The organism is Bacillus pumilus (genome assembly GCF_038738535.1).
In the GTDB taxonomy this organism is placed as follows: Bacteria; Bacillota; Bacilli; order Bacillales; family Bacillaceae; genus Bacillus.
Map to the genome: position 1 here is coordinate 3131641 of NZ_CP046128.1, position 22755 is coordinate 3154395.

21 protein-coding genes are annotated in these 22755 nt (G+C 43.4%); 7 read left to right on the top strand and 14 right to left on the bottom strand.

Translation table 11 applies throughout. From position 1 onward, the window contains the following. Positions 1–48: 48 nt before the first annotated feature. The 8 genes from GKC25_RS15990 to GKC25_RS16025 form a co-directional block, all read right to left on the bottom strand. Positions 49–1314 carry an ABC transporter substrate-binding protein gene (locus GKC25_RS15990; RefSeq protein ID WP_034660188.1) on the bottom strand — a complete coding sequence of 422 codons (1266 nt, stop codon included), beginning with the start codon at positions 1312–1314 and terminating at the stop codon, positions 49–51. 101 nt (positions 1315–1415) lie between these two features. Continuing rightward, positions 1416–2834 (bottom strand): response regulator transcription factor, encoded by a 1419-nt coding sequence (locus tag GKC25_RS15995; RefSeq protein ID WP_095285710.1) that lies wholly within the window; start codon positions 2832–2834, stop codon positions 1416–1418. Continuing rightward, positions 2828–4270, bottom strand: a complete 1443-nt coding sequence (locus GKC25_RS16000; protein WP_095285709.1) for a sensor histidine kinase — start codon at positions 4268–4270, stop codon at positions 2828–2830. The genes GKC25_RS15995 and GKC25_RS16000 overlap by 7 nt, the downstream gene beginning before the upstream one ends. Then, positions 4267–5244 (bottom strand): sugar-binding protein, encoded by a 978-nt coding sequence (locus tag GKC25_RS16005; protein WP_187704586.1) that lies wholly within the window; start codon positions 5242–5244, stop codon positions 4267–4269. The genes GKC25_RS16000 and GKC25_RS16005 overlap by 4 nt, the downstream gene beginning before the upstream one ends. Before the next feature lie 91 nt (positions 5245–5335). Further along, the gene (locus GKC25_RS16010) at positions 5336–5791 is read right to left on the bottom strand and encodes a GNAT family N-acetyltransferase (protein WP_034660191.1); all 456 of its coding nucleotides are present in this window, start codon (positions 5789–5791) and stop codon (positions 5336–5338) included. A gap of 118 nt (positions 5792–5909) precedes the next feature. Further along, entirely contained in the window at positions 5910–6509 is a 600-nt protein-coding gene (locus GKC25_RS16015; protein ID WP_034660192.1) for a bifunctional 4-hydroxy-2-oxoglutarate aldolase/2-dehydro-3-deoxy-phosphogluconate aldolase, read from the bottom strand. Then, positions 6481–7497, bottom strand: a complete 1017-nt coding sequence (locus GKC25_RS16020; protein ID WP_187704196.1) for a sugar kinase — start codon at positions 7495–7497, stop codon at positions 6481–6483. Before GKC25_RS16020 ends, GKC25_RS16015 begins: the two co-directional genes overlap by 29 nt. 85 nt (positions 7498–7582) lie before the next feature. Then, a complete protein-coding gene (locus GKC25_RS16025; RefSeq protein ID WP_034660194.1) occupies positions 7583–8593 on the bottom strand; it encodes a LacI family DNA-binding transcriptional regulator in 1011 nt (336 codons plus the stop codon). 262 nt (positions 8594–8855) lie between these two features. Here GKC25_RS16025 and kduI point away from each other — a divergent pair, with 262 nt between their 5' ends. The 5 genes from kduI to GKC25_RS16050 all read left to right on the top strand — a co-directional run bounded on the left by kduI (position 8856) and on the right by GKC25_RS16050 (position 14279). Then, complete coding sequence (gene kduI, locus GKC25_RS16030; RefSeq protein WP_066031644.1) at positions 8856–9683, top strand: 5-dehydro-4-deoxy-D-glucuronate isomerase; 828 nt, start codon at positions 8856–8858, stop codon at positions 9681–9683. A gap of 4 nt (positions 9684–9687) precedes the next feature. After that, the gene (kduD, locus tag GKC25_RS16035) at positions 9688–10461 is read left to right on the top strand and encodes a 2-dehydro-3-deoxy-D-gluconate 5-dehydrogenase KduD (protein ID WP_106038255.1); all 774 of its coding nucleotides are present in this window, start codon (positions 9688–9690) and stop codon (positions 10459–10461) included. Between the two features lie 105 nt (positions 10462–10566). Next, positions 10567–12033, top strand: a complete 1467-nt coding sequence (locus GKC25_RS16040; protein ID WP_034660198.1) for a spore germination protein — start codon at positions 10567–10569, stop codon at positions 12031–12033. Between the two features lie 3 nt (positions 12034–12036). Beyond that, the gene (locus GKC25_RS16045; protein WP_034660200.1) at positions 12037–13137 is read left to right on the top strand and encodes a GerAB/ArcD/ProY family transporter; all 1101 of its coding nucleotides are present in this window, start codon (positions 12037–12039) and stop codon (positions 13135–13137) included. Then, the gene (locus GKC25_RS16050; RefSeq protein ID WP_034660201.1) at positions 13134–14279 is read left to right on the top strand and encodes a Ger(x)C family spore germination protein; all 1146 of its coding nucleotides are present in this window, start codon (positions 13134–13136) and stop codon (positions 14277–14279) included. Before GKC25_RS16045 ends, GKC25_RS16050 begins: the two co-directional genes overlap by 4 nt. Before the next feature lie 12 nt (positions 14280–14291). Here GKC25_RS16050 and GKC25_RS16055 read toward each other — a convergent pair whose 3' ends face one another. Together GKC25_RS16055 and GKC25_RS16060 are read right to left on the bottom strand one after the other, a co-directional pair. Further along, positions 14292–15689, bottom strand: coding sequence for a bifunctional glycosyltransferase family 2 protein/class I SAM-dependent methyltransferase (locus GKC25_RS16055; RefSeq protein WP_106038351.1), 1398 nt, complete (start codon positions 15687–15689; stop codon positions 14292–14294). Positions 15690–15826: 137 nt separating this feature from the next. Next, positions 15827–17191, bottom strand: coding sequence for a sugar porter family MFS transporter (locus GKC25_RS16060; protein WP_095285705.1), 1365 nt, complete (start codon positions 17189–17191; stop codon positions 15827–15829). A gap of 271 nt (positions 17192–17462) precedes the next feature. Between GKC25_RS16060 and GKC25_RS16065 the strand changes: the two genes are divergently transcribed. Together GKC25_RS16065 and GKC25_RS16070 are read left to right on the top strand one after the other, a co-directional pair. Continuing rightward, the gene (locus GKC25_RS16065; protein WP_034660205.1) at positions 17463–18428 is read left to right on the top strand and encodes an LCP family protein; all 966 of its coding nucleotides are present in this window, start codon (positions 17463–17465) and stop codon (positions 18426–18428) included. Between the two features lie 256 nt (positions 18429–18684). Beyond that, positions 18685–19566: a Cof-type HAD-IIB family hydrolase gene (locus GKC25_RS16070; protein ID WP_170938413.1), complete on the top strand. Its 882-nt coding sequence runs from the start codon at positions 18685–18687 to the stop codon at positions 19564–19566. Positions 19567–19622: 56 nt separating this feature from the next. Here the strand turns inward: GKC25_RS16070 and GKC25_RS16075 are convergent, their stop codons facing one another. The 4 genes from GKC25_RS16075 to pgsC all read right to left on the bottom strand — a co-directional run bounded on the left by GKC25_RS16075 (position 19623) and on the right by pgsC (position 22754). Further along, positions 19623–20846 (bottom strand): C40 family peptidase, encoded by a 1224-nt coding sequence (locus GKC25_RS16075; protein ID WP_034660208.1) that lies wholly within the window; start codon positions 20844–20846, stop codon positions 19623–19625. 106 nt (positions 20847–20952) lie between these two features. Further along, positions 20953–21123: a hypothetical protein gene (locus tag GKC25_RS16080; RefSeq protein ID WP_003213661.1), complete on the bottom strand. Its 171-nt coding sequence runs from the start codon at positions 21121–21123 to the stop codon at positions 20953–20955. Then, positions 21120–22286: a CapA family protein gene (locus tag GKC25_RS16085; RefSeq protein WP_034660209.1), complete on the bottom strand. Its 1167-nt coding sequence runs from the start codon at positions 22284–22286 to the stop codon at positions 21120–21122. The genes GKC25_RS16080 and GKC25_RS16085 overlap by 4 nt, the downstream gene beginning before the upstream one ends. Positions 22287–22304: 18 nt before the next feature. Then, positions 22305–22754: a poly-gamma-glutamate biosynthesis protein PgsC gene (pgsC, locus tag GKC25_RS16090; protein WP_012011488.1), complete on the bottom strand. Its 450-nt coding sequence runs from the start codon at positions 22752–22754 to the stop codon at positions 22305–22307. Between the last annotated feature and the right edge of the window lies 1 nt (position 22755).

A 22755-nucleotide genomic window follows, 5' to 3' on the forward strand; every position in this document is an offset into this window, starting at 1 on the left:
CACTCCTTTTCAAAAAAGAGGCGGTGCTTAGCCGCCGCCTCCTCGTCTTTATTTCATTGAATCTTTTAAAGATGAAACAAACTGGCTGCTGTCTTTTTGCGTGACGAAGATATTTACGGCTTGATTCGCTTTTGTCACAAACCCTTCTTCAGCAGCTGAACCATGTGCGAGAGACGGCGCCAGCTTTGATTCTTTAAATGCTTTCATCGCCGATTTTCCGTATTCATCATATTTTGAGACATCTGCATCTACACGTGCCGGTATCGACCCCTTCAGCGGATTAAATGCATCCTGTCCTTCGACAGATCCTAAAACAGATAAGAATTTCTTCACGTTTTCTGGCTGTTTCACGCCCTTTGGCAGTCCGAATGTATCGGTGATCACCATAAAGCTTCCCTCTGTTCCAGGAGTCGCCGCGTATCCAAAGTCTTCATTCACCTTCAGATCGAGATCATTCACAAAGTACCCCTTCGCCCAGTCGCCCATGACATTCATTGCTGCTTCTCCTTTTGCCACGAGCTGCGAGGCATCCTGCCAGTTACGTGAGCTGTGGTCATCATTGACATATTCAAGCATACGTCCAAAGATGTCTGCCGCTTCCTTCACTTTTGCGTCATCCATTTTCATGTCGCCAGCCCAAAGTTTTTGATATCCGTCAGCGCCTAAAACGCCGAGCAGCACACTCTCAAACAAATGCGTCGCTGCCCAAGGCTCTTTATCACCAAGTGCAAGCGGTGTAATGCCTTTTTTCTTTAAGGCATCTGCTGTTTTGAAAAATTCATCAAAGGTCGTTGGCGGCTCTAAGCCTGCATCATCAAATACCTTCTTGTTATACCAAAGCACATTGCCTCGGTGAATATTCACTGGTACTGAATAGATTTTCCCATCTTTGCTGACAAGGTCGATGAGTGATTCCGGAAATTTGTCCTTCCAGCCTTCTTTTTCATATAGATCATCCAGCGGCTCCATTTTGCCTGCTGCGACCCAGCTCTCATTCAGCTCCGCTCCGCCATGTACTTGGAACGTAGCTGGCGGGTCATTCCCTTGCATCCGGCTAGTCAGAACAGCCTTTGCATTTGTACCAGCACCACCTGCGACGGCTGCATTTTCAATTGGGATGTCTTTATTTTTCTCTTCAAACAATTGAATGAGTGCTTTCAGTCCGTCCTCCTCACCTGCTCCAGTCCACCAAGAGAAAATGTCTAGTTTCTCTGCTCCGCCCTCTTTTTTTGCATCTGAGTTGGTCGATGAACTACAGGCAGTGACGATAAGCATACAGAGCGCTAACAGCGTAAAACCTAATTTGAACTTCATGATTGATCCCCCATCCCTATTTTGTAAGCGTTATCAAAATAAGTATAATGGCAGATCCTCGCTTTTTTTCAGCAAACTTCTTCACTTTTTTATGAAATTCTTCACTTTTTTACGGTTTGTTTTCGATATTCCTTCGGTGAACAGCCGACCATCTTCTTAAACACACGGCTGACGTAATTGGGGTCTGTATATCCTGCCTGATAGGTAATTTCTTTTAAACTAAGCGAGCTGTCTTTGAGAAGCTTTTTGATTTTATCCAGCCGGCAGGTTGTCACATACTCTTTAAATGTCAGCCCTGTCTCGTCTTTAAAGCGCTTTGTGAAATAGGTTGGACTTAAATCAACATAGGCGGCAGTCTGCTCAAGCGTGATCTGTTCACAAAAATGCGTTTTGATGTAGCGTTTTGCCCGCTCAATGTCATTCACGGTCTGGGTTCTCGCTTCATACACATCAAATAAATGTTCACAGCACTCACGGCATTCAGCTGCGGTGCTGATCGTTAATATTGGCCAGTCTGCTCGGAGCCGTGATTTAAATAAAATCAGCAGCTCTTTTAGTTGTGAAATGGTCGCTCCCTCCAGTTCAAAGGCATCGAATAAAGCCAGCGCATCCTCTCTTCTCCCTTCTTCCAGTGCCTGCATCATATCGTCTGCAAGCTCCGGCAGATGGATCAATGGATGGGACTGTTCTTCTGTTTGGTAAAAACCATAACGAACAACGCCGGGACTCTTTTTCCGCTGATAATAGGAAAGCTTCGCCTCTGCTGCACTTTTCTGAAGATAAAGCGGGTTTGAGACCGGGTGTCCCATGCCAACGACAGGTGAAGGCTGATCGTTTGTTGTGGCAGTTCGAATCGCATGCAGCACATCTGCCTTTAACTGACCAGGCGCTTGGTGGCGATAAATGAGACATGTAAACAGCTCACCACTCACCTGAATCGGTACCGTATGAAAAAGGGGAGATGTCTGTAAATCAATCAACAGCTGATCCCCGATTGTCCGCTGAACAGCGATGACAAGACCTGCTTCATATTCGTGAAACATTTGTTGAAACTCCATGGAGGTATAAGACTGACCATTTATGACATGAGCTTCGAGCCACTTTGACTGCTGACCGGCCGCCACCGCCTGCCGCTGAGACGCCTCCTGCTGAATCTCTGCCGCAACCGTTCGAATGGCGGCGATGGTTTCATCTTTGTCAGCCGGTTTAACGAGATATTGCTTCACCCCTTCCTGCATCGCTTGCTTGGCATAATCGAACGTATCGTACGCTGTCAGCATAATGAATTTTGTATGAGGACTGCTCGCTTTGATCTGCTTGATCGCTGTCAATCCGTCCATTCCAGGCATCTGAATATCCATGAGCACAAGATGAACGGGCTCAGTTCGCACGAATTCAACCGCCTTCTTTCCATTTTCAGCTTCTCCTGATATATGACACTCTGGAAGCCAATCGGTCATGAATTTCCGCATCGCTAGTCGTTCTATTTTTTCATCATCCACAATCAGCACGTTCAGCATGCCGATCCCTCCTTCATCGGAATAGCCAATTGAATGGTGGTGCCTTCGTTTGGCTTTGAGTCAATTTGCAGGGCATCTTTTACCCCGTAAAACAAATGCAGCCTTGACATCACATTTCGAAGACCGATCCCTGTCGAGTGCCCTTTACTTAAGGTGTTTGGACTTTCCTCTTCTTTTTCTGATAGCAATCTCCTTATCTCTTGTTCATTGATCCCCATCCCATTGTCCCGAATCCGAATCATCACATAGCCGCCTTCTTGATAGATCGAGAGTTCGACAAGCCCGTCTTCCTCCTTTGGTTCAACGCCATGAATAAAGGCATTTTCGACAAGCGGCTGTAAGGTGAGACTTGGGATATGTACAGATAAACATGATTCATCTATGGTCGTTTTGCATGTAATACGATCGGCAAATCTTGTTTCTTGTATATGAAAATATTCTTTGACCACTTTTACTTCTTGCTCCAACGTAACAGATGCACTCAGAGCTGACAGCGAATACCGCATCAGCGTGGAAACGGATTGGATCAACCTCGATGTGGCATCCGCTGATTCTAAGTAAGCCATGCGTGAGACGATGTTTAATGTGTTAAATAAAAAATGTGGATTCATTTGGTTTTGCAGCGTTTTCAGCTTCATGTCTTTGATTTTTTGATCTAAGGCTGCCTTTTGTTTCATCTCTTCAATCATCATTTTCATCTCTTGACGCATTCGCTGAAAGGCCTCATTTAATACAGAAATTTCATCCTTTGAGGTGACATGCAAGTCCGCTCCATCAAAATTCCCTTCTGATACTTCCTTTACGCTTCGAGACAGATGGACGATCGGCCTTGATATCCCTCCAGCAATCATATACGCCATCCATAATGCGACCCCAATGGACAGCGTAAACAAACATAAGGTAAAGAGTGCATAGGTTTGGTGTCTTTTTTGCAGAGATTGATAGAGTACTTGATACTCAGACAATTCATCATCAAGCAGGGTCATCGTTTGCTCTTGTATGTAGGAGGAGACGGTTCTCACCTCCTTTACACTTGCTGCATATTCTTTGATTTTCCCTTCTTTTACATGTGTCATGGTCGCATCACTTTCATTGATGAGCGTCCGCATCATATATTGGTATTTTTCAATAGAAGGAATCGCCGCATGAAGCCCCGCATCCTTTCGCAATGCCTGATCATAGGATTTCATTTTCTGTTTTGAGGCCAGATATTCTTTGGCAAACTGCCGATCCTTTTCAATCGCATACGCATTGACCTTTTCATACATCGTTTTTGCCTCTGTCGATATATCATTGAGCAGGAGAAAGGAACGAAAGCTTCTGCTATATTCTGATGTGATGTTCGAGCTGCTCCAATAGACGAAAAAAGCGGCCACGTTGCCAAGGAGCACAAGGATTAAAAATGCCAATAACAGCTTACTTCGAATCCTTCTCATGGCTGCACACCCTGCTTTCTGTCTGTTTGCTGCAGAGGCAGATCCTCGCGCCGAATCACACTCGTTCCTGTGTACTGGAGTGGTTCTTCTTTTTCACCTTTCTGCAAACGTACAAGCGATTTTACTGCTTGATAGCCCATTTCATAAGGATGCTGAACAACCACTGCATCAATCTTTCCATCATCGAGCGCCTGAATCGTATCTGGCAATGTGTCAAATGCGAGCACATAAAAATCTGTGGACGATCGATATTGTGCTGTTGCTTGAATGATGCCTGCACCATCTAATGCACTCGTGCCGTAAAATGCGGTGAGCTTCGCATGATTGTTTAATAGTTTATACGCGGCACCGGAGGCCCCTGACTTCGTAATGGCTGATTCTTCTATTCCAGCAATATGAATACGTTTTTCAGCGGCGACGGCATCTCGAAATCCTTTGACACGCTGCTTTTGATGAACGGCATCAAGCCTGCCTGTGACAATTCCTACATACTGTTCGCCTTTTGTATCTGCGATGAGTGCCTGTCCTGCGATAAAGCCTGAATAATAATTGTCCGTGCCTACATACACTTGACGCTTGCTCCCCTCTGCATCCGTATCGACGGTGACAACATCAATGCCTTTTTCCCTCGCCTTCTGAAAAAGCGGTTTGTATTTTTTCGCATCAAGTCCCTGCGTCATAATGCCATCGACATGCCCTGCGATCGCCATATCAATGGTTTTCAGATGATCGTCTATATCTGCTTGCTTCGGACCCAAATATTCTAGATACACGCGATGAACGGCTGCCGCATCAGCAGCTCCCCTTTGTACCAGCTGCCAATATTCATTATCAAGTTCCTCCGGTACAAGGACAAAGTGATATTGATAGGTTGATGACGCTTTTTCGGAAGCGCTTTCAATTTTAAATAAATCTTGACCTAATAATGTTAAAAAAATAACAGATACGACACAAAAAGTGAGAAAGGCGCCCATCCCGATCCACTTTAATCTTTTCACCACATCCTCCCCCTTTCAAATATTGCGCATAAAAAAAGAGCTGCTTATAAGCATACTCTCTCGACCTCTATAATTCCTTTGTCATAAATAAACTGTTTGGATCTTCTTGATATGAATCGAAAGGCGGGCAAATATAAAAACCAACACTCTCATATAGTTTTCTTGCTGGCTCAAAGAAAGACATCGCACCTGTCTCTAAGCTGACACGTGAATAGCCGCGCCTTTTCGCCTCTTGGAGAAGATGGTTCAGCATATACCTTGCTACACCTTTTCGCATATGGAGAGCTGCGGTCCTCATTGATTTGATTTCGCCGTGATCACTTGACAGCTCCTTTAACGCTCCGCAGCCAAGAAGCTCCTCTCCTTCCCGCACACTCCACACTGTGACATCTTGCTTTTTCAAATCAGCTAACGGAAGGGCATGAATGCTTTCTGGCGGGGAATGCTCTTTCATTTCTTCTATATGAGCGGTAATCAGCTGCTCTATTTGTCCATCCGTGAGTGTATCTTGTTGAATGTACATGTCTATCACTCCTTCACGATCATTGTACGTGAAGAGTCAGCATTCACCTGCTGTTATGTCAGATAAACGAACAAACAACCGGCATCCATCCGCCAGTTGTTCTTTTGATATCAACTATTTATGAAGAAAGTACCGCTTGTAACTCTTCTGCTGTACTGCTTTCAAGCTGACTTCCGACTCCTACTGCCACTGCACCTGCTTTCAGCCATTTTGGCACATCGGCTGGATGAATACCGCCCGTTGGAATAAATTCAATCTCTGGAAACGGACCTTGTAAGTTTTTCATATAGGATAAACCGAAGGAACCGCTTGGAAAAAGCTTGAGCAAGCAGTAGCCATCTGCTTTTGCCTGCATGATTTCACTTGGGGTGAGGACACCTGGTACATAGAGTGTGTCGTGAAATGAGAGATGCTCTCCGATCACAGGGAGATATCCTGGACTGACAATAAATTGTGAGCCTGCGTCAATGGCTGATTGTGCCTGCTCAAGGGTTGTGATTGTGCCTGCTCCTACAATCAGATCTTGCTCATGCTGAAAGGACGCGATGATGTGTTCAGCATTAGGCGTGGTATACGTCACTTCAATGGCTCGAACGCCTTTTTTCTTTAAACGCTCAATGGTCTCAATGCCTTCTGCTTCACTCCCCGCTCTCACCACTGCGATCAGCTTACAAGCCGCGAGCTGCTCTTTAACGCTCAAACTTGCTGACTTGCCCATATCCTTCATCTCCCTTCATATATTCTCGTCTGTGATATCGTTTGGCTTCTTTCATAAAAGCCTGAAGCTCTTCCCGAGTAGGCAGTCCGTCTTTATCGCCAGGAGACATCACCGCAAGAGCTCCTACAGCATTGCCTCTTGTCACAGATTTTTCATATGATAAACCGTCCAATAAGCCGCTGATGACCCCCACGGCAAATCCATCACCGGCACCGACTGTATCAACGACATCTGGCACATAAAATCCACTCACAATCCCCTGGCTGGCTGCACTTTTATAAAAGGCACCTTCTGCACCGAGCTTTATGACCACAAGCTTGACGCCTTTTTGCAAATAAACATCGGCAATCTCTTCCGGCTCGTGACAGCCTGTGAGCCTTTGCCCTTCTGCAAGCCCCGGAAAAAACCAATCCACTTGAAAAGCCATTTGATTCACCGTATGGATCATATCTTCCTCCTCTTCCCATAGCTGCAGCCGAAGGTTTGGATCAAATGAAATGGTTTTGCCTGCATCTTTCATTTTTTGAAGAGCACAAAAAGAAAACGCTCTCATTTCACTGGATAATGCAGGCGGAATGCCTGTCATATGGAGGTGTCCTGCCTGTTTGAAATAGCTGGCGGGAAAGTCGCTTGGACTCATTGTGCTCGCAGCAGAGCCTTTACGATAATACGTGACGTCAGGGTCTCCATCCATCACTTTTGATTTAAGTAAAATCCCTGTTTGAGACCCATCATTTGAACGGATCACTGCACTTGTATCGACCCCTTCTTTTTGAAGCTCTTCTAAAATAAATGTGCCAAGTGAATCTGCTCCGACTTTGCTCATCCATCCCACATCAAAGCCAAGCCTTGCCAAACCGACTGCCACGTTACTTTCGGCACCAGCAAGCGCCTTTTGAAATGTCTGCACTTGATGAAGCTCTCCGGCTTCTTTTGCGTAAAACATCGCCATTGATTCCCCAAATGTGACCGCATCCAATGCTTTCACTCATTTCTCCCCTCTCTTGGTACCGGTTTCAAATCAGCTGAAAAAGAGAGAGCATGCACGTATGTATACTCTTCTCTTCTATCGTTTATAAAGATTTTCTTACGATGATTTCTCCATCAAGCTGAATGGTTTGGGGCGCACTTTCATCCCCTTCAAGCCGTGTCTTGATTTTTTGCATTGCGGCTTTCCCCATTTCATGAGATGGCTGGGCAACCGTTGTAATTCCAGGCCCAATCAGCTTATACCATTCTGTATCATCAAACCCTGCAATGCCTATCTCCTCTGGAATCTTTATCCCAAGCTCTACAAGTTCACTTATCAGCTTCAGCATGAGTAATCCATTGGCTGCTAAAATCGCTTTTTTCTGTTGGTTTAGTTGTACAAAACGGACAAGCTCTTCTCGCAATTGCTCCTTTTTCTTCAAATCAATTTCTGCAATAATGGACGGCTTATGTTTACTCATAGCTGTCTGTTCATATGCTTCTTTTCGTTCTTCACGAGGACTGATTCCATCGACCGGCTCAGTAAAGAAGCCGATGTGCTCATAGCCTTTCTCATACATTTGTTGAAGTAGCCGGATCGTGATATCACGGTTATTCGTTGTCACTGTGTCGACTTTTAGTTCAGGTAACTTCCGGTCAACAAGGACAATCGGTACACCGTTTTTCTTAAAATCCTGCAGAATGTCATTGTTCTGGCCTGTCGTATTGATGATGAGCCCTTCAATATAATGCGCATTCAGCTTGAGGAGCATTTCTCGTTCTTTTTCTGGACGGTTATCTGTGTTGCACACCATGATGCTGTATCCATATTCATCACAAATTTCTTCGACACCGCGAAGTGTCGCTACAGAGAATGGATTCGTAATGTCGGCTACAATAAACCCAATGACCTTGCTTTTTCTTACTTTTAATCCTTGAGCGAGCTGACTCGGACGATAATGGAGTTCCTCAATGGCTTTCTTGATTTTTTTTACCTTATCAGCAGAAATTTCATTTGTTCTGCCATTGATATATCTAGATACAGTTGATTTTGAAACACCTGCATAAGCGGCCACTTCGTTGATGGTGACTTTCGTTTGCTTTTTCTCTTTCATTCAAAAAACTCCCACAATCGATATCTTCTCATTTGTTTCGAAACCGATTTCAAATAACTTAAAAAGAGCATATCATAATTTCTTGTATTCCAGAAGATTTTTTTGCATGAAGAGGGCAAAAAATCATCTAAATAAATAAAAAGAAAACGATTTCAAAATAACGGTTGACGGCGTTCTCTTTTTCCTCTAGAATTTTCCTTGAAACCGATACCAAATAAAACATCAATATTTTGTTTCAGATGGAAAGGGAGGCTTATCTCAAATGGAAAATCGTTATGCTGTACACCCTGAGCAGGTCAAACGTTTTACAACAGAGGAACTTCGTCGTCATTTTCATATTCCTACGCTATTCGTCAGTGGTGAATTAAAGCTCTACTATTCGCATGAGGATCGCGTGGTGATTGGCGGAGTCATGCCGGCAGCAGAGCCGCTCAAATTAGATGCCGGAGACTTTTTACGTACGGAATATTTCCTTGAAAGACGAGAGATCGGCATTGTGAATGTCGGCGGACAAGGAACGGTTACTGTCGATGGTGAGGCCTTTGTGCTGGAGCATAAAGATTTCTTATATATTGGGCTTGGACACGAAGATGTACAGTTTGCTAGTTCATCAGGCGAAGAGGCCAAGTTCTATCTTGTATCAGCCACGGCTCATCAAGCGTACCCTACACAAAAAGCAGCCATCGCTGAATTAACACCAAATCACTTAGGGGAAGCGTCTGCTTCAAACGTACGAAACCTGTATCAAGTCATCCACGCAAACGGTATCCAAAGCTGTCAGCTCATGATGGGAATCACTCAGCTGGAAACAAATAACACATGGAACACGATGCCCGCTCATATTCATGATCGGCGTATGGAAGTGTACTTATATCTTGATATCGAAGAGGATGCTCGTGTCTTTCATTTTATGGGAGAGCCATCTGAAACAAGACATCTCGTTGTCGCCAATGAGGAAGCGGTCATTTCTCCTGCCTGGTCCATTCATTCAGGATCAGGTACAGCGAATTATTCATTTATTTGGGCGATGGCAGGCGAGAACTATACGTTCAAAGATATGGACTTTGTCCCAATGGACCAGCTGAGGTAATGTGATGACGTCAGCATCCTATGTAGCGTCCCTCTTTTCTCTTGAAGGCAAAACAGCCCTTGTGACAGGTCCTGGAACCGGCATTGGGCAGGGCATTGCTGTGGCGCTTGCCAGATCAGGCGCAGATATTATCGGCACATACCACCACACACCGCTTGAGGAAACGAAAGCGCTAGTCGAACAGGCGGGCCACTCATTTCATGCGGTTCAGGTTGACTTTTCCGACCCTCAAACGGCAAAGCAGGCTGTCGATGCCATGTTACAAAAGCATACGATCGATATTTTAATCAATAATGCTGGCACCATTAAAAGAGAGCAGGCCGCTCATTATTCAGAGGAAGATTGGCATACGGTCATGGATGTGAATATCAATAGTCTCTTTTTCCTCACCCAAAGGGTTGGACAGCAGATGCTGAAAAACAGGCAAGGGAAAATCGTCAATATCGCCTCCCTTCTTTCGTTTCAAGGCGGCGTCTTTGTCCCCGCTTATACAGCAAGTAAACACGCAGTCGCAGGGCTGACGAAGGCCTTTGCAAACGAATGGGCGAACCAGCATATACAAGTGAATGCGATCGCTCCTGGTTACATTGCGACCAATAACACGCAAGCCATTCGAGACGATGGAAATCGAAATGAAGAGATACTCAAACGAATCCCCGCCGGGCGCTGGGGTAAGCCCGAGGATCTAGCCGGCGCTGCTGTTTTCCTTAGCTCACCAGCCTCTGATTATATGAACGGTCATATTTTAGCTGTTGATGGCGGCTGGCTTGCCAGATAAACACACGAGAGAATTCCTATTTGCAGGGATTCTCTTTTTTCTATTTGCATAATTCTCCTCCTATCGAGTCACTCTATAAAAAACATGACATGAGGGTGAGGTATTATGAAAAGTCGTATTGAACAAGATATAGCGTCCGTCATCAAGCGTGTCAAAAGCTTTGCCGGGAAAAGTGATGATATCGTGTTCCACTCATTTTCATTTGGCCCTTCTGCTATCTCTGCATGTCTCATGTACGTTGAAGGACTCACAGAATTTGAGATGCTTTCCAAGCAAATCATTTCACCCATGCAAAAGGAACTGGACATCACCGAGGTTGATTCTACTACGCTTCCGTCCCTGTCTAAAACGTTCTTTGGCATTCAAAATGACGTGCTGGAAGATATGAACCTTGCCATCGAGCAGTTATATAACGGCAGGGCTATTTTATTTGTAAATGGAGCAACGCAAGCACTTGCGCTCCAAACGAACCTTTTTCAATTTAGAGAAGTAGAAGAGCCGCAATCGGAAGTCCTTGTAAGAGGGCCGCGGATCGGTTTTATTGAAAATCTTGAAAAAAACACAGCTTTAATCCGTGAGCGGGCAAACGACCCTAACCTTGTCATTCAAAAGATAAATGTAGGTACTCGCAATAAAAAGTCTGCTGCCCTTGTGTACGTTCGTGATATTGTTGATCCCAAATTAGTAGAAGATATTTTATCACGCATGACCGAAATCAAAATGGATGACATCCCTGAAACCGGCTATATTGAACAGCTGATTGAGGACAGCCATATCTCCATTTTTCCGCAGATTCAAAATACAGAACGTCCAGACAGGGTGATCGCATCCGTGCTTGAAGGCAAAGTCTCCATTTTGCTCGACGGCACACCTTTTGCCCTCATCATGCCTATGACACTTACAGCCTTGATGCAATCACCGGAGGATTATTACCAAAGATGGACAAGTGCGACTCTTTTGCGCCTACTCCGTTATTTTGCCGTACTGTTAACGATTTTTTTACCAGGGCTCTACATCGCTCTTGTCTCATATCACCCCGGTTTATTACCAACACGAATGGCACTCACCATTGCAGGCAGCAGGCAGAATGTTCCGTTTCCTCCTGTTGTCGAGGCGATTCTTATGTCTTTTACGATTGAGCTGCTGCGAGAAGCTGGACTTCGGCTTCCTAGAGCCATCGGGCAGACGATTGGGCTCATTGGCGGCGTCATCATTGGTCAGGCGGCTGTCCAAGCCAATATCGTCAGTGCGTTAATGGTGATTATCGTGTCGCTGACCGCATTGGCCGATTTCACTGCCCCTTCGTATGACTTTAGTTTCCCGCTGCGCATCTTGCGTTTTATGGCCATTTTCAGTTCAGCGATGCTTGGGTTATACGGCTTGATCATGTGTTATTTATTTGTGCTTTGTCACCTGATGCAATTAAAGACCTTTGGTTTTGACTATTTCACACCTGTTTTATCTTCACCGTTTTCAGATTTAAAGGATACGTACGTACGTTTACCAATTGGGCTATTTAAATCGAGACCGAAAACAGCAAAAATAAAAAATCTCAAAAGACAAGGAGATTAAACGATGTACAGAGCTGAGAAGCTATCATTGTTACAAGTCACCATTCTGTGCAGCTCTACAATGATAGGCGCTGGAATTTTAACCATTCCACGCAGTTCTGCCAATTCAGGGTTCCCTGATGGCTGGATCATTGTATTAATACAGGGAGTCATCTTTGCTTTCGTTGCTTTTTTGTTAGGATGGATTGCTGAAAAAAATGCGCCGGACACCATTTTTGAGTCAAATAAAAAAGGAGCCGGTGCATTCTTTGGCACGATCTTTAATTTAATGCTGATCGCTTATTTACTAGGCATTGTCGGCTTTGAAGCGCGTGTCCTCGGGGAAGTGGTCCAATTTTTCCTGCTGGAATCGACTCCTATGGCAGTGATTGTGATGATTTTTCTTCTTGTGGCGATCTATCATTTGAAAAGTGGTATCTTTCCAATAGTGAAAATGGTGACATACATATATCCGATGACGATGATCATTTATATTGGGCTCATGCTGTTTAGTTTGAAAATATTCGATTTTGATTACTTACGCCCGGTGATGGCGAACGGGTTTAAAGATTTCAGTAATTTGTTCTCTCAAACATTTATTCAATTTACAGGCTTTGAGGTCATTTTGTTTGTTGTACCACTCATTTATAAAGACAAATGGTCGAAGGCGAAATGGGCCGCTGCGATCGGGGTCGGAATTACCTCACTTATCTATTCTCTCACGCTCTTTATTGTGATTGGTTCCATGACCGTTGGAGAAACGAAATCCCTCACCTGGCCCACTGTCTCCCTCATTCAAGCACTAGAACTTGAAGGGGTCTTCATTGAACGGTTTGATATTTTTTTACTGACGATCTGGACTTGCCAGCAGTTCATTTGTATGCTTGGCTTTTTCCAATTTGCCATTAAAGGGTGCCACACAGTCTTTAAGACGACCAATGTAACGAGACTGCTTTGGCTGCTGTTTTTGATTACCTCTGCCCTCTCTTTATTTCCGAGAAATATCAATGAAGTTTTTTACTACTCTACTTTACTCGGCTACGCATTGTTCGCGGTTTTAGCCATTCCTTTTATTACAGCTGTTCTGCTGATGATACGTAAAAAATGGGGAGGTCGTTCTGCATGAGAGGAAGGCGTGTATTGTTCATCTTTTTATCCTGCTGTCTTATCCTTTTATCATCAGGGTGCTGGGATTTAAAGGATATTGAAAAACTATCGTTTGTACGCGGTGTTGGTATTGATGAGGAAGATGAGAATGGAGTTAAGCTGACCTACCAAAACCTTGTACCGAAAACAGGCGGAACACAAGAAGCCGATTCTCCTGGCTATGTGAATGTCGTCTCAAAAGGGAAAAATGTGCTGGAGGCTGTCAGTAATGTCGCCTTAAAGGACCCGCCGATCTATAGTGATCATCTGAAAATCTTCTTGTTCGGCAAAAATCAAGCAGAGCATCACGATATTCAAGGAACGCTCAATCACTTTATACGAGATGATGAGGTTAGGCGAAGCAGCTATCTTCTCGTGTCACGAAATGATGCGTCAAAAGTGATCAACCAAAAATTGAAATCTCAGCAAAAGGTTCCGGTTGAGAATATCTTTGAAACATCTAAAAACCGAAGCTTTAATGGGAAAATTTTGCTGCCAACACGTATTGGCCGGGCGTCCGATTACTTTCAGATGGGCATTAGCTTCCTTGTACAAAGTGTAGATGCGATAAACGGTGAACTTATTTATGATGGGGCAGGAATTATAGATGGAAAAACACGAAAACTGATTGGCTTCATCCCTTCGAAGGATGTCCAATCTTTAAACTGGGTGATGGACCGGATATCAGGCGGTGTTGTACCTGCCACCTACAAAGACTTTCCGATCACGTATGAAATTAAGAAATCAAAAACCAAGGTTGAACCCTATCTGAACAATGGGAAAATTTCCTTTAAAATTTGCATACAAACAAATGGAAAATTATCAGAGGATCAATACCCTCCTGAAAATTCATACGATGAGCAGTACATCAAACGATTTGAGCAGATTTTCTCTAAGAAAATTAAAGGACACATTCAAAAAGCAGTGAGTCATATGCAAAATGAAGTAGGCGTTGATCCTATCTTTTTAAGCAAGCATTTCCGTATTAAATACCCTGACTATTGGGAAAAGCATCGAAACGAGTGGGATACGCTCTTTCAAGAAGCGGATATCGAATATGATGTCAAAGTCAGCATTTTAAACTTTGGGGCAGAAGGCGCAACAAAAAGCTTCAAATGGTAATGCAAAAGGCGGTTATCCCGAAGGGGAGCCGCCTTTTTTACGCACGACAATTAAAAGCTGATATAGAGTCACTTGATCAGACAACGCTTTTGTTTGAAAGCCAAGTGACGCTCCTACTCTCGCCACCTCGTCAAAAAACAATTGGACGTTTTGATCAATCTGAACATTGATCCGCTGCTCGATCACCCGTTCAAACAAATAGTCTGGGAAAAGTGCACGCATCGTGTTTAGTGTGAAGAACCTCAGGTGGCCTCGGTCTAAAATCCCTGCATCTTGATACGTAAAATCCCCTGTCATTAACGGGAGAAGCACCTCCGCATGCATCATGTTTGGCAGGCAGCAAATGACCACACCGCCCGGTTTTAAAGATGCGTGCGCTTGTTCAATGATGTGCCAAGGATCTGACACATGCTCTAAAACATCAGAAAAAATAATCGCATCAAAAAAAGCTTTTTTCTCTAACCACGGGTATTCATCTGCTTTTGCCTCGATGACTTCTTCATAATATGCCTTTGCAATGGCTGCTTTTAATGGATCTTTCTCTACCCCGTACATTTCAACAGACTGCCGATTCATTAGTTCAAGCCCTGTGGCCCCTGCACCGCATCCCACATCAAGCACACATACAGCGTCTTCAGGCAGCAAAGCCGCAAAGTACGGATGGGGGGTCATCAGATTGAGATCAATGCCCCATTTATCTAAAAACCGAAGCCTGTTCTCAGCAAACAGTGTAGAGATGTTCGTTTCTTGATTCGCACGAAAGGTTGCATGACCGTGATGATGCACAAATGAATCGTGGACGATTTGCAGCTGATATCCCTTTAGCAAGGATCTCAAACAAAGATCGTCATCCTCAAAAGATCCATACACGAACCGCTCATCAAATAACCCCACCTCTTCAATGAGCTCTCTTTTCACAAGCAGACAAAACCCCACAAGTCGATGTACATAAGTTCTCTGACCTTTTTTCGCAGCCGTATAATTCTTCGCAAATACTGAGAGCTCCTTCACATCTGTATACGATGGCTCGACCATTTGAGGACCGCTCACATAATTGGAGACTGGTCCTACCATCCCAATACGTTCTGATGCAAATAACGCCTCTTTTAATGGAGAAAGCCAGTTTTCCGTTACGATCGTGTCGTTATTTAAAAAGAGAATGCTATCTCCTGTCGCTTTTTTCGCTCCTTGATTACATCCCTTTGCAAAGCCTTGATTCTCTGTGTTTTCAATGAAAATCACATCTTTCAGTTCTCTCACATATTCCTTCGTACCGTCGGTTGACGCATTATCAACGATGATGAGTTCATATTGGTCACTTCGGGTATGGTGCTTGATGCTGTCGATACATTTTTTCGTTAAATGCAGTTCATTGTACGTCAGCATGACAATGCTCGTTTTCCCTTTCATCTCATTTCCACCTTTCGCTCGCCTGTTCCATATGTATGTCATATGCAGCACGTTCAGAAGATGAGAGATTGTCCTTTCTTGATTAAACGTTTGTTTAACAAAGAAAAACCAGCTGCATGCGGGCAGCTGGTCGTTGTTCACACCGTTTTTCCTTCCTCACCTGTGACGGCACGGTTCCTCTTTTTTAAATCTTCTTCAATTTCTTCAAGACTTTTCCCTTTCGTTTCAGTCACCATATATTTCACAAACAAGAAGGCGCCTACGCCGATGACCGCGTAAATGAGAAAAAGATTACTGATACCCATCGCGCTTAATAGAGCTGGGAATGTAAGCGAGATGATTAAATTCCCTGTATGAAGGAGGAAAGTAGAGACGCCTGTACCGATTCCTCTTACATGTACCGGGAACAGCTCCGGAAGCATCACCCAAACGACTGGACCCCAGCTGACAGCAAAGATGACGATGAAGAGTCCTAAACAAATAATGGTTGTCCATCCTGCAGCTGTTGACCCCTCGAAAAATCGATTGACCACTGACAGGACAATTAAACTTAGGACCATGCCAGCATTTCCAAATAAGAGCAGCGCTTTACGCCCTACACGGTCAATGATTTTAATCGCCACAAACGTCATGACGACATTCACTGCCCCAATTCCGACGGTTCCTAAAATTGCCGCTGAATTACCAAAGCCAACGCTTGTGAATGTTTTTGGTGCATAGTAAATAATTGTATTGGTTCCGATAAACTGCTGCAGAAAGGCAAGACCGACACCAGCAATTAATGCTGGGCGTACCCATGGCTCAAATAATTCCTTAAAACCGCCTTTTTCTTCACTTTCTGCCTGTTGAATATCTGAAATTTCTTCTTCAACTTCTTGCTTACTCTTTCTGAGTTTAGATAATATCTCTTTCGCACGGTCTGCCTGTCCATGGACAAACAGCCAGCGGGGACTTTCCGGCATAAACAAAATCCCACATAATAAAAGCACAGAAGGCACGACCGCAATTCCAAGCATCAGGCGCCATGCCTCTGCATCCGCTAAAGCGTAGTTCACAATATAGGCGAGAAGAATACCAAATGTGATCATGAGCTGGTTTAATGAGGACAGTGCACCTCGAGATTCCTTTGGAGCAAGTTCAGATAAATATAAGGGAACAATCGTTGTCGAGCAACCGACAGCAAGCCCTAGTACAATTCGGAATAAGACCATCACTTCCGTATTCGGAGCAAGGGCTGTACCAAATCCGCCGATAATAAACAAAATCGCTGCGGCGATGATGGCTTTTTTCCGCCCGAATTGGTCTGTCAGCTTTCCAGAAAGAGAGGAACCGAGCATCGCCCCGATTAAAATCGAGCTGACAACAAGTCCCTCTGTAAACGCGTTTAACCCTAAATCCTCTTTCATAAATAAGATGGCGCCAGAAATGACACCTGTATCATAGCCATATAAGGCGCCGCCAAGTGCGCCGAAGAAATAAAGCCATCCATTCCGATTTTTCATGTTCATAACCCCTCTTTTGTTCTGTATGTACTGGATGTTTCTCTTTGGAAAATCATTTTCCTCACTTCCTGTCATTTCAAACATTTCGATGTTTTATGACAAATATATTTCATTTGCGTATCATTGAAACTTTTTAAGATAAGAAAACGTCAATTAAGCGTTAGTGAAAAAAATGTCGCACTATATCCCGTTTTAAGGTATATTTGTTTTAGTTTGTAAGCAAAAAGAAGGACATCTTTACTATAAAAATCATAGCGAGGGTTTAAAATATATGGATCAATCAAGAAGCAAACGCAAAGGAAAAAAGCGTTTAAAGCCATGGGTGAAAGTCACTCTATTTATAGTCGGTATTCTTTTACTGACAACCGCTTCTGTCACAGGCTATGCCTACTATAAAGTGACAAGCGCTGCCAAAAAAGCGCAAGTATCTTTAGATCGCGGCGCTCAATCTGTCAAAAGGATTGAAGCATTCGATCCTGGGAAAGACAGCTTTTCTGTCTTGCTGCTTGGCATTGACAGCAGACCGGGCGAAACAGTGAAACAGGCACGAAGCGACGCAATGGTCTTAGCAACAGTCAATCGTACAAATAAAACCGTGAAATTATTAAGCATTCCAAGGGACTCATATGTGAATATTCCAGGGCATGGCTATGACAAAATTACACATGCACACGCATTTGGCGGTGCAGATTTAACCTTGAGTACAGTCGAAGATTTACTAGATATTCCGGTTGATTTTGTGATCCAAAGTAATTTCAAAGCATTTAAAGAGATCGTCAATGAACTAAACGGAGTCTCTATTAACGTCAAGGATGAATATGTGGTCAAACAGGTTCTAAAAGATACAAAGGGCAAGGTACAGCTTCAAACAGGAACTCATACACTAGACGGTGATCAAGCTCTCGCATATGTGAGAACAAGAAAGGCAGATAGTGATTTAATGCGCGGACAGCGTCAAATGGAAGTATTAAAAGCCATTTTTGATAAATCAAAATCGTTAACGTCTATTCCGTCATATGACAATATCATTGATACACTTGGTGAGAATGTCTCAACCAATCTTTCAATGAAAGAGCTAGTCGGGCTGTTCCCGCTTCTGACGTCATTGAAATCGGTTGATACCATTCAGCTAAAAGGCTCTGATTACCAGCCAAACGGGGTTTATTATTACCAATTGGATCAAAACCAGCTAAACGAAGTGAAGACTGAATTGAAGAAACAGCTTGAATTATCATAAACAGAAAGCGTCCCTAAGGGGGCGCTTTCTGTTTGTTGACAAAGGGCTAAAATGGTTTTTATTTTAGCTCTTTGTCTTCTTTTCAGCGTGTAGACGATGATGTAGATTTTAACCCTTTGGCTTATTCCCTTGATCATTCGATCATTTTTGTTTAGCCTTGATAGAGAGGAACAAGCATCCCATTGCTCATGAGAATGAAGGAAATCGTACATACTTTAAAAAGGCTATTGCATGCATGAAGGAGGATTTGACAGCGATGAAAAAAATGATTGCGATTGATTTAGACGGTACACTTTTAAATACAAAAAGTGAAATATCTGTTCAAAACCGGGAGGCATTGATTCGTGCGAAGGAAGCGGGATATATTGTCACCATCTGTACAGGGCGGGCGACTTTTGATGTAAAGGAACTGCTTGGCGATTTGGACATCCCCATTATTGCAGCAAACGGCGGAACCGTTCATACCGAAGGATACGAACTTTTCAGCCGTATCACACTTGACCAAGAAGCAGGAAAACAAGCGGCTAAGGCATTAGTAGAACGAAACATTTACTTTGAGGTCTATACGGACGATGCGCTCCTCTCTCCTTTTGATGGAAAAGAGAAGCTGAAAGCAGAATTTGATGTCATCAAAAGTGCGAACCCAAATGAGGATGTAGCTGATTTATGGGAAGGAGCGATGACTCAATTCAAACAATTTGGCATCAAACCAGTAGATGATATTCGCCAGATTTTTGAGTCGAATGAAGCGACCTATAAATTACTCTGCTTCTCATTTGATATGAACAAACTACAGGAAGCACGAAATCTTCTAGCGGAAATGCCTGAGCTTTCATTGACCTCTTCTGGAAAACATATCATTGAGGTACTGCCAAAAGAGTCTGGGAAAGGACATGCTCTCAAAAAGCTCGCAGCTCATTATGGCGTAGACCGCTCACATATTTATGCGATTGGCGACAGCCCCAACGATCTATCCATGTTTGAGGAAGCAAGCCACCGCATTGCAATGGGAAATGCCGTAGATGTTATTAAAGAAAAGAGCACCTACATCACAAAAGGCAATCATGAAGACGGTGTTGCTTACTTTATTGATCTGCTTTTACAAAATCAATTCCACGAAAAAAAGACGCTAGTCTGATCAGCGCCTAGAGAGAAGTCTAGAAGTCCGATACGAGCGTGGATCGGGCTTTTTCTTTATTTTTTGATTCTAACAGCCGTCTCATACTTATCCTTCCAGTACGTACTTGTTTTCATATTCGTAAGCACGACACCATTTGAGACGGTCACATGAATGACTTGATTTGACCCTGCATAAATCGCCGGCACCAATGACGTTCCACTAAAGAAAACGAGATCTCCTGGCTTCAGCTCCGAACGTTTCACAGGCGTACCTGTCTTGACTTGACCTGACGCATAGCGAGGCAGATCAATACCAAGCACTTCTCGATACACGTATTGTGTGAACCCTGCTGTGTCAAATCCCTCTTCTGGATTCGTCCCGCCTTTGACATAAGGGACTTCCCCAATATACGTTGCCGCTTTTGATACAACCGGATCTTCTTTTGATAATTTCAGGTCCGTTAATCGTTTCGCACCTGTCCATTTCTCGCGCCAATACGATTCAGACAAATAAGAAATCGTGACACTTTCCGAACGGCTCGCATGAATAAAACGATCGCCCCCAATATACATCCCTACATGAGAAATACCTCGCTTATATGTGTTGCTAAAAAAGACAAAATCCCCTGGACGTATATCCGCTAATGCCACTTTTTCTCCAACTATCCACTGCTGTTCAGCACTTCGAGGTAAATAAATCCCTAGTGATTTTTCAAATAAATATTGTAAAAAGCCTGAACAATCAAAGCCAACCTTAGGGTCTGCTGCACCAAATACATAAGGAATACCTAAATATTTCATCGCATCTTTCACAAGACGGTCATCAGAGATTTCCGGTGTACCGGGCAGTCGTTTGACTGCATAAAATCGGTCTGTCCAGTATTTGCTTTTGCTGACATCTGTTTTCACCACACCTTGACTGAGCGTGATGTGGATGATCTGATCGTTACCAGCGTACAACGCCACATGTGTCGGGATATCCTTTGTTTCTTCAATGCTGCGGAAATATACAAGGTCACCGGGCTGCGCTTTGTCCCATGATACCTTTTCCCCAATCTGATACTGGTCGATCACCTTCCGCGGCAAATCAAATGCTCCTGATGTCTTGTACACATATTGAATCAATCCAGATGCGTCAAAGCCCGTTTTTGGATCGGTTCCTCCTTTATGATAAGGTGTTCCGATCAGCTTTTCCGCTTGCTCCAAAGGAGACGCTGTTTGAGCAGATACTTCTGATTGAGACATGAACATCAGCCCTACGAGCGCACACCCACCAATCAATATTTCTTTCCATTTCATGATCTTTCCCCTCCTTTCTTCTATAGTTTCGGCATGACACCTTTCATTTTACACCTTTTTTCGACAAAAAAGAGCACGCAATGCGCGCCCTCTATGCTCTTTAAAATTATTTACTTGCTTCCGTTTTTGACTGCTTTTGCTGTTCGATTTTCTGCATTTCAACCGAGATCTTTTGTTTTTCATGATCTGTGAGGCTGTCACTAAATTTAAAAGCAGACATAAAGACAAAGACTAAAATTAACGCAACAAACGGCCAGCTTGCTTTTAGGAATTTCATTTCTTCTCTTTCCCTCCGTTTTCTTTTAAGTGTTTAACTTTATCAGCGTGATCTACTTCAAAGAAAATGTGTCCGTCTTTTTCTTTCCAATCCGCATTCGTACCATTTGTCAGCATACGGATAATGGATTTTGATTCAAAAGATCCTGCTTTAACCGGAGCAGGTGTTGCTTCCTTGATGTACATTGGGACAACTTCAAATGTCGCTTTTCCATCTTCATTCAGATGATACTGAACAAGTGCAGAATCACGTGTTCTTGACCAGCCTTGGTCAAAAATAAAGTTCCCTAAGCTATAGAAGATCGCCGTACCGTTATAGACTTCCATTGGCTCAAGAACGTGCGGATGAGCACCGATAATGATATCAGCACCAGCTTTTGACATCGCTCTTGCCAATTCTCTTTGTCTATCGTTTACCTCATTGTTGTACTCCTGTCCCCAGTGAGCATGAACAACGACGATATCTGCCTTTTCAGCAGCCTGCGAGATCATCGGAATAAAGATAGATGGATCGGCTGGCAAGATACCCGCCTGGCGATTCGTTGCTTTAAAATCTTTCCCATACACATCAGTAAAACCAAGTGTAGCGATTTTGACACCATTTACTTCTTTGTACGAAATGTTCTGCTTCGCATCCTGAAGGTTACGGCCTGCGCCTGTATAATCCATGCCAGCATGTTCAAAGGCATCAATCGTGTTGTTCAGCCCTTTTTCACCATAGTCTGCCGCATGGTTATTCGCAAAGTTTAATACAGAGAAATTCAAATCCTTCAATGCTTTGACAGAATCTTCGTCTGTTTTCAAATGAATATTCTTTTGTGCCGCTTGTTCTTTATCTGATGCGACTGGATGCTCAAAGTTACCAGTCACATAATCTGACACATCAAAATATGGCTTGGCGTAACGAAAGAGATGCTGTTTTCCATAACGGTCTGTTACTTTCTCTACGTTTCTTCCAAACATAATGTCACCGACAAACGAAGCGGTCAGGATGTTTTCTGGATTCTTTTGTACAGTTGGCACTTGTGCTTTCCCGATAAACGTAAATAGAAATGTACAAGCAATGACAATCGGTAAAGCAATCAGTACGTGTTTATTCGTCTTTTTCTTTTGGTTCTTTGTGATTTTCAGCAGCTTTTCCTGAAAGCTCAATTTTTTATTCATCATTGGACACACCTTATCTTAAAATAGATAGTAAACATACATGATGGCAAATGTTGCACCACTTAGAAGTAACGTGCTTCCAAGGGTAATCGTAAGACCTTGCTTTTGAATCGTATTTGCAATCAATCCAGGAACGATAATACCGATTCCGCGGAATTCTGCTATTTCAAATGGAACCACTGGATAGAAGAAATCAAATACAAGCTTTAAGGCGATCCCTGTAATCAGCATCGCAGCAAACTTTCTGCGTCCGTATAAAATCATAAATTTCGATAGACCAAAGCGAACGATGACATACGTAAGCAAGCTGACAGATAAGACGACTAAAATAAAGACTGGCTGGTTAAATACAAGCGCCAGATAACCTGGGACAACAAGTCCAGCTGGTACGATTCCTGTTTTTTCTGCAAAGATTAAACTAAGTAGAACACCTAAAATTAACGAGATATAAAGATCTGATCCGAACATT

Excerpts from the sequence above, each read along its gene's own strand:
- GKC25_RS16015 (WP_034660192.1), bottom strand. The coding sequence starts at position 6,509 with ATGGGCAAGTCAGCAAGTTTGAGCGTTAAAGAGCAGCTCGCGGCTTGT.
- GKC25_RS16045 (WP_034660200.1), top strand. The coding sequence starts at position 12,037 with ATGTACAGAGCTGAGAAGCTATCATTGTTACAAGTCACCATTCTGTGC.
- kduI (WP_066031644.1), top strand. The coding sequence starts at position 8,856 with ATGGAAAATCGTTATGCTGTACACCCTGAGCAGGTCAAACGTTTTACA.
- GKC25_RS16025 (WP_034660194.1), bottom strand. The coding sequence starts at position 8,593 with ATGAAAGAGAAAAAGCAAACGAAAGTCACCATCAACGAAGTGGCCGCT.
- GKC25_RS16040 (WP_034660198.1), top strand. The coding sequence starts at position 10,567 with ATGAAAAGTCGTATTGAACAAGATATAGCGTCCGTCATCAAGCGTGTC.
- GKC25_RS16080 (WP_003213661.1), bottom strand. The coding sequence starts at position 21,123 with ATGAAATTCCTAAAAGCAAGCTGGCCGTTTGTTGCGTTAATTTTAGTC.
- GKC25_RS16055 (WP_106038351.1), bottom strand. The coding sequence starts at position 15,689 with ATGAAAGGGAAAACGAGCATTGTCATGCTGACGTACAATGAACTGCAT.
- GKC25_RS16010 (WP_034660191.1), bottom strand. The coding sequence starts at position 5,791 with ATGTACATTCAACAAGATACACTCACGGATGGACAAATAGAGCAGCTG.
- GKC25_RS16005 (WP_187704586.1), bottom strand. The coding sequence starts at position 5,244 with ATGGGCGCCTTTCTCACTTTTTGTGTCGTATCTGTTATTTTTTTAACA.
- GKC25_RS16065 (WP_034660205.1), top strand. The coding sequence starts at position 17,463 with ATGGATCAATCAAGAAGCAAACGCAAAGGAAAAAAGCGTTTAAAGCCA.
- pgsC (WP_012011488.1), bottom strand. The coding sequence starts at position 22,754 with ATGTTCGGATCAGATCTTTATATCTCGTTAATTTTAGGTGTTCTACTT.
- kduD (WP_106038255.1), top strand. The coding sequence starts at position 9,688 with ATGACGTCAGCATCCTATGTAGCGTCCCTCTTTTCTCTTGAAGGCAAA.
- GKC25_RS15990 (WP_034660188.1), bottom strand. The coding sequence starts at position 1,314 with ATGAAGTTCAAATTAGGTTTTACGCTGTTAGCGCTCTGTATGCTTATC.
- GKC25_RS16085 (WP_034660209.1), bottom strand. The coding sequence starts at position 22,286 with ATGAATAAAAAATTGAGCTTTCAGGAAAAGCTGCTGAAAATCACAAAG.
- GKC25_RS16000 (WP_095285709.1), bottom strand. The coding sequence starts at position 4,270 with ATGAGAAGGATTCGAAGTAAGCTGTTATTGGCATTTTTAATCCTTGTG.
- GKC25_RS15995 (WP_095285710.1), bottom strand. The coding sequence starts at position 2,834 with ATGCTGAACGTGCTGATTGTGGATGATGAAAAAATAGAACGACTAGCG.
- GKC25_RS16060 (WP_095285705.1), bottom strand. The coding sequence starts at position 17,191 with ATGAAAAATCGGAATGGATGGCTTTATTTCTTCGGCGCACTTGGCGGC.
- GKC25_RS16075 (WP_034660208.1), bottom strand. The coding sequence starts at position 20,846 with ATGAAATGGAAAGAAATATTGATTGGTGGGTGTGCGCTCGTAGGGCTG.
- GKC25_RS16050 (WP_034660201.1), top strand. The coding sequence starts at position 13,134 with ATGAGAGGAAGGCGTGTATTGTTCATCTTTTTATCCTGCTGTCTTATC.
- GKC25_RS16070 (WP_170938413.1), top strand. The coding sequence starts at position 18,685 with ATGAAAAAAATGATTGCGATTGATTTAGACGGTACACTTTTAAATACA.